Source organism: Archangium sp., from assembly GCF_036389735.1.
GTDB lineage: Bacteria > Myxococcota > Myxococcia > Myxococcales > Myxococcaceae > Archangium.
On sequence record NZ_DASVWK010000319.1, the window covers coordinates 1 to 4,400 of the forward strand.

Here is a 4,400-nt window from a genome sequence, read left to right on the forward strand (position 1 = left end):
CGGCCACGGTGCCGAGCCGCAGCGCATGGGGGAGCAGGGACTCCTGGCCCTCGGAGCGGCTGTAGAGCCAGTAGCTCTTCTGCACGTGGGCGCACAGCGGGCACAGCATGCCGTTGAGCTCGTCGAGCCCTCGGGTGCGCAGCAGGTGCTGGAGGAGCACCTCCTCGCCGCAGCGCTTGCACTGCTCCTGGGGGCCGATGACGGCGAGCACGGAGCGGCCCAGCTCGGCCACGTCGGCGCGCTGGAGGGCGAGGGGCACGGCGGCGAGCAGCTCGGCATCGCGCAGCTGGAGGCCGAAGCGCACCTCCTTCTTCATGGCGCGCATGCCCACGTCGAGGTGGCGCGGCAGCCGGGTGAGGGCCTGGTCGAAGGTGGGCGCGTCGTGGAGGCCGAGCTCGCGCAGCAGCTCGTAGCGCTCGGCCCAGGCCTCGGTGGAGTCGAGCCCCGGAGGGGGGCGGCCGGCGGCCTCGGCGAAGAAGGCCATGAGGGTGAGGGCGACCTGCCAGGGGGCCTGGGTGGCGTCGTCCTCGAGGCGGCGGGCGAGCTCGCGCGCGGCGGGGGTGGCGCGCTGGCGCTCGAGGCGGAGCACGCCCTGGCGCACGAGGGGACTCTCCAGGACGGGGTCGAAGGCGCGGAGCTTGCGGCCCTTGAGGTTCTCGGCGAGCGTGGACATGCGCTTGTTCCTCAGGGAAGTGAGTGCCCGCGCGGCGCGCTCGAGCTGGCGCATGCGGGCGCGGGCGTCCTGGGCCAGGCCGTGGAGCTCCTCGTCCATCTCCGCGCGCGTCTCGGCGAGGTAGTCGCGGCCCTCGGCGGCGCGGCGGCGGGACTCCTCGTGGAGGCGGGCGGTGGCGGTGGAGCGCAGGCTCTCGCGCTGCTGGCGCAGGGAGTGGGCGGCGGTGGACAGGGTGCGGATGCGGCGCTCGAGGTGCGCCAGGCGGTCGTCATCGGAGAGCGAGTCCGCGGTGTCGCCCGCGCCCACCCGGGCGGCGATGAGCTCCAGCGTGGTGCGGTCTCCGGCCTCGTAGGCCACGTTGACGCGGGCCATGAGGGCGTCGAGCCGCTTGCGCTCCTCTTCCGACTGCGCGAGGTCCGGGTGGAGCAGGCGGGCCAGCCGGCGGTGGAGCCGCTTGAGGACCACGGCCTCGTCCTCGCGCTCGGCGAGGAGCTCCTGCTCGGAGGGGGCTTCGTCCTCGGGCTCTTCTTCGTCCGCGAAGGCGTCCGGGTCCTCGTCCTCGGGGAAGGCGTCGTCCTCGGGGCGCTCGACGGTGGCGCGGGCGTGGGGAGCGGAAGCGGGCGAGGTGGAGTCGGGGAGCTGGCGGGAGTCGCGATCAGCGTCGGCGGGAGGCTCGGGCTGTTCGAGGCGGCGCAGGAGGGCGGCGGCGGCGTCCTGGACGTTGCGGAGCCGGCGCAGGAGGCGCTCGGAGCGGCCCACCTCCTCGAAGGAGGAGGAGAGGGCGTCCTCGTAGGCGCGGGCGAAGCGCTCCAGCTCCACGCCGAGCGAGTCGATCTCCGCGTCGAGCGCCTCGAGCTCGGCGAGGAGCTCCTTGAGGCGCAGCTCGGCGCGGCGCAGGGGCGACTCCTCGGGAGGAGGCGCCACGCGAAGCAGGGCCGACTCGGAGGCGAGCGGTGCTGTCGACGAGGAGGACATGGAGGCAGGAGAACGCTCGGGGCAGGGTACCCGATGGCGGGGGCGTGTGATCGCCCGGGAACGCTCTGGACGCAAGCGCCTGCTCGCCCTGGGAGCGGGCTCCCGTGCAACCGGGGGGCGGTCCGGCCTATGCTCTCCTCCCACCCCCCGGAGGCACCCCATGGCTGGGAGAGACCCCAACCGTCGCATCTACGGCACGCAGGCCCTGCGCCGCGTCGGCGGAGGCCAGGATCGGTTCGACAAGGAGTCCCTCGAGGGCCCCGCCGAGTCCCCCACCGCCTCCGTGCGCGAGCAGCGTCAGCTGAACACCTCGCTCAACCCCGAGCGCAAGAGCTTCGCCTCTACCCTCGCGCGGTTCGCGACCCAGCCGAAGAAGTAGTCGGCGCGCCCTCCGTGGCGGCGTGCTCGGCCATCCGCCGCCACTCCTCCGCGTCGTGGGCGCAGAACACCTGCACCTCGCCCGCCTGCGTCCGCGCCAGCTCGCGCAGCCGCTCCTGGTTGGACAGCCGGTCCTTCCGGTTCTCCTGGATGAGGTTCTGGAAGAGGCGCAGCCCGGCCGGGCAGTGCGGGTGCTCCTCCATTTCTCCCCGGAAGAAGTAGGCGTCGCCCGCGTGCAGCAGCCACGTGTCTCCCCGGTCCACCGCCACCGCGCAGTGCCCGAGCGTGTGCCCCACCAGCGGCACCAGCAGGATTTCCGGCGGCAGGCCCTCCAACTGGCGCACGCACTCGAAGCCGAACCAGCGCTCTCCCTGGGTCACCTCGTACAGCTTCCAGTCCGGGCCGTGGGCCCACTGGCACTCCTTGAAGCGGATGCGCGCCCTCAGTCCTCGCTCCACCACCGCCGCCGCGTGCTCCTTCGCGTACACGTGCACCTTCGCCCGAGGGAAGTCCGCCAGCCCTCCCGCATGGTCCACGTCCAGGTGCGTGAGCACGATGTGTCGCACGTCCTCGCGCCGGTAGCCCAGCCGCTCCACCTGCCGGGCCATCGTCTCCTCCGGGTCCAGCTTTGGCCGCAGCAGCCCCAGTTGTTTCCGCACGCTCCGGTGGGATTCGGCCTGGAGGTCGTCCAGCCCCAGCGCCGTGTCCACCAGCACCAGGCCGGCGTTCGTCTCGATGAGCAGGCAGTGGCACACCATGTGTGCCCCCTCCTGGCCCAGCAGCAGGCCGCTGGCCGGCGGACACATCGTGGTCCCGTTCAGATGATGGATTCGCATGCGCTCGCGAGCTTCGCCCGCCGCGCGCCGATGTCAACCCGAGCTTCCCAACCGCGTGGCACGATGGCTGGATGGAACTCTTCCCCCTCGCGCTCGCGCTCGCAGGACTCACCGGTGCCGAGGCGTCCGCCACCACCCCTCCCGCCGCGGACCCCCCGCCGCGTGCGCTGGCGTGCCTGTCGAAGTGGTACCCGGTGGAGCCGGTGAAGGTGGACGGCGCGTGGCATTTCAAGCTGGGGGGAGCCACGTATCCGTGGGACGACGGCAAGGCGAAGTCCTTCGAGGAGAAGCTGGCGTCACCGGACCTGGAGGACACGTTCTCCATCCCCTACACCCCGGGCCCCATCACGCCCGTGACGCGCGAGAACGAGGACCCGGGGCGCATCCGCTTCGACCCGCTCTTCCTCGCCACCTACGGTGCCTCCGAGGCGAAGGTGGATGTGGTGGGCATCGACTTCCTGGGGCAGCGGCTGAAGGTGCACCGCGAGGCGGCACCGGCCTTCAAGCGTGTGGCGAAGAGGCTCTCCGATGCGCTGGCGAAGGATCCGGGCCTGCGGCCGTACCTCACGCGCATGGCCGGCACCTTCAACTGGCGGAAGATCGCCAACACGAACCGCCAGAGCGCGCATTCCTATGGCGTGTCCATCGACCTGAACACGGCGCGCTCACATTACTGGGAGTGGGCGAAGCCGAAGAGTCCGGTGCGCTGGGCCAACCGGATTCCCCAGGTCATCGTGGACGCCTTCGAGGCCGAGGGCTTCATCTGGGGCGGGCGCTGGTACCACTACGACACGATGCACTTCGAGTACCGGCCGGAGCTGCTGGACCCGGCGTGCAGGTAATCCCCCACAATGGGAAGAACGATGATGAGACGTTCCCTGCCACGCACTTTGCTGCCGTTGTCCCTGGCCGCGTTGGTGCTGTCCGCGTGTGCCACCTCTTCGCCCATTCCGCTTGAGGGGCAGGACGCGGCCTACGCCGCCGCGGCGTGCGAGAACCCGGACGCCGATCAGTGCATCGTGCTCGCGTGCGATGAAGGGGAGTGCGGCGTTTTCAGGTGCGAGGACGTGGACCCGGAGGCCGTGGCACGCACGCCCCTGGCACATGGGGCGGAACTGGCGCGGGGTTCGCGTCCTCCCCCTTTCCGGAGCCCTGGTTCCCAGCGCAACTGGAGGCGAGCGGGGCTTCGGGACGGCGCCCGACCCCAGCTGACGTTCCACTTCCGCTACCGCGACGGCTTCCTCCCGGCGTTCCCGAGGCTCGAGGGCAAGCTCATCAAGCATCACCTGTTTCCCCAGGCGCGGGAGTTCAGGGACTTCTTCCGGAGCAGTGACATCGACATCCATGCGTGGACGATGGCCATTCCGGAGCAGGTCCACCTGCGCATTCACCGTGGCACGGGGCCAGGTGGTGCGTGGAACGAGGCATGGCGGCAGTTCATGAATGCCAACCTTGGCCGCAAGGTGCCCCGGGAGGAGATGCTCGGCAAAGCCTTCGAGCTAGCCTTCCGCTTCGATATCGTGGGCCCTCTCGTGACC

The 4,400-nt window shown here is 71.2% G+C and carries 5 protein-coding genes; 3 read left to right on the forward strand and 2 right to left on the reverse strand.

The genetic code is table 11. The annotated features are described in order from the left end of the window. A partial coding sequence (locus VF794_RS11250) for a molecular chaperone DnaJ (protein WP_331109570.1) occupies positions 1-1,648 on the reverse strand: 1,648 nt, incomplete at its 3' end. A gap of 160 nt (positions 1,649-1,808) precedes the next feature. Between VF794_RS11250 and VF794_RS11255 the strand changes: the two genes are divergently transcribed. Continuing rightward, complete coding sequence (locus VF794_RS11255; RefSeq protein ID WP_331109572.1) at positions 1,809-2,027, forward strand: hypothetical protein; 219 nt, start codon at positions 1,809-1,811, stop codon at positions 2,025-2,027. Here the strand turns inward: VF794_RS11255 and VF794_RS11260 are convergent. Next, positions 1,990-2,862: an MBL fold metallo-hydrolase gene (locus VF794_RS11260; RefSeq protein WP_331109574.1), complete on the reverse strand. Its 873-nt coding sequence runs from the start codon at positions 2,860-2,862 to the stop codon at positions 1,990-1,992. The two genes, VF794_RS11255 and VF794_RS11260, sit on opposite strands and share 38 nt — an antisense overlap. Before the next feature lie 71 nt (positions 2,863-2,933). Here VF794_RS11260 and VF794_RS11265 point away from each other — a divergent pair, with 71 nt between their 5' ends. Then, the gene (locus VF794_RS11265; protein ID WP_331109576.1) at positions 2,934-3,704 is read left to right on the forward strand and encodes a M15 family metallopeptidase; all 771 of its coding nucleotides are present in this window, start codon (positions 2,934-2,936) and stop codon (positions 3,702-3,704) included. Positions 3,705-3,725: 21 nt separating this feature from the next. Next, positions 3,726-4,400, forward strand: a 675-nt coding sequence (locus tag VF794_RS11270) for a TIGR02269 family lipoprotein (protein ID WP_331109578.1), incomplete at its 3' end; no start/stop codon positions are given.

Bases quoted from the DNA above. Each gene is read 5' to 3' on its own strand.
- VF794_RS11255 (WP_331109572.1), top strand. From the start codon at position 1,809: ATGGCTGGGAGAGACCCCAACCGTCGCATCTACGGCACGCAGGCCCTG.
- VF794_RS11260 (WP_331109574.1), bottom strand. From the start codon at position 2,862: ATGCGAATCCATCATCTGAACGGGACCACGATGTGTCCGCCGGCCAGC.
- VF794_RS11265 (WP_331109576.1), top strand. From the start codon at position 2,934: ATGGAACTCTTCCCCCTCGCGCTCGCGCTCGCAGGACTCACCGGTGCC.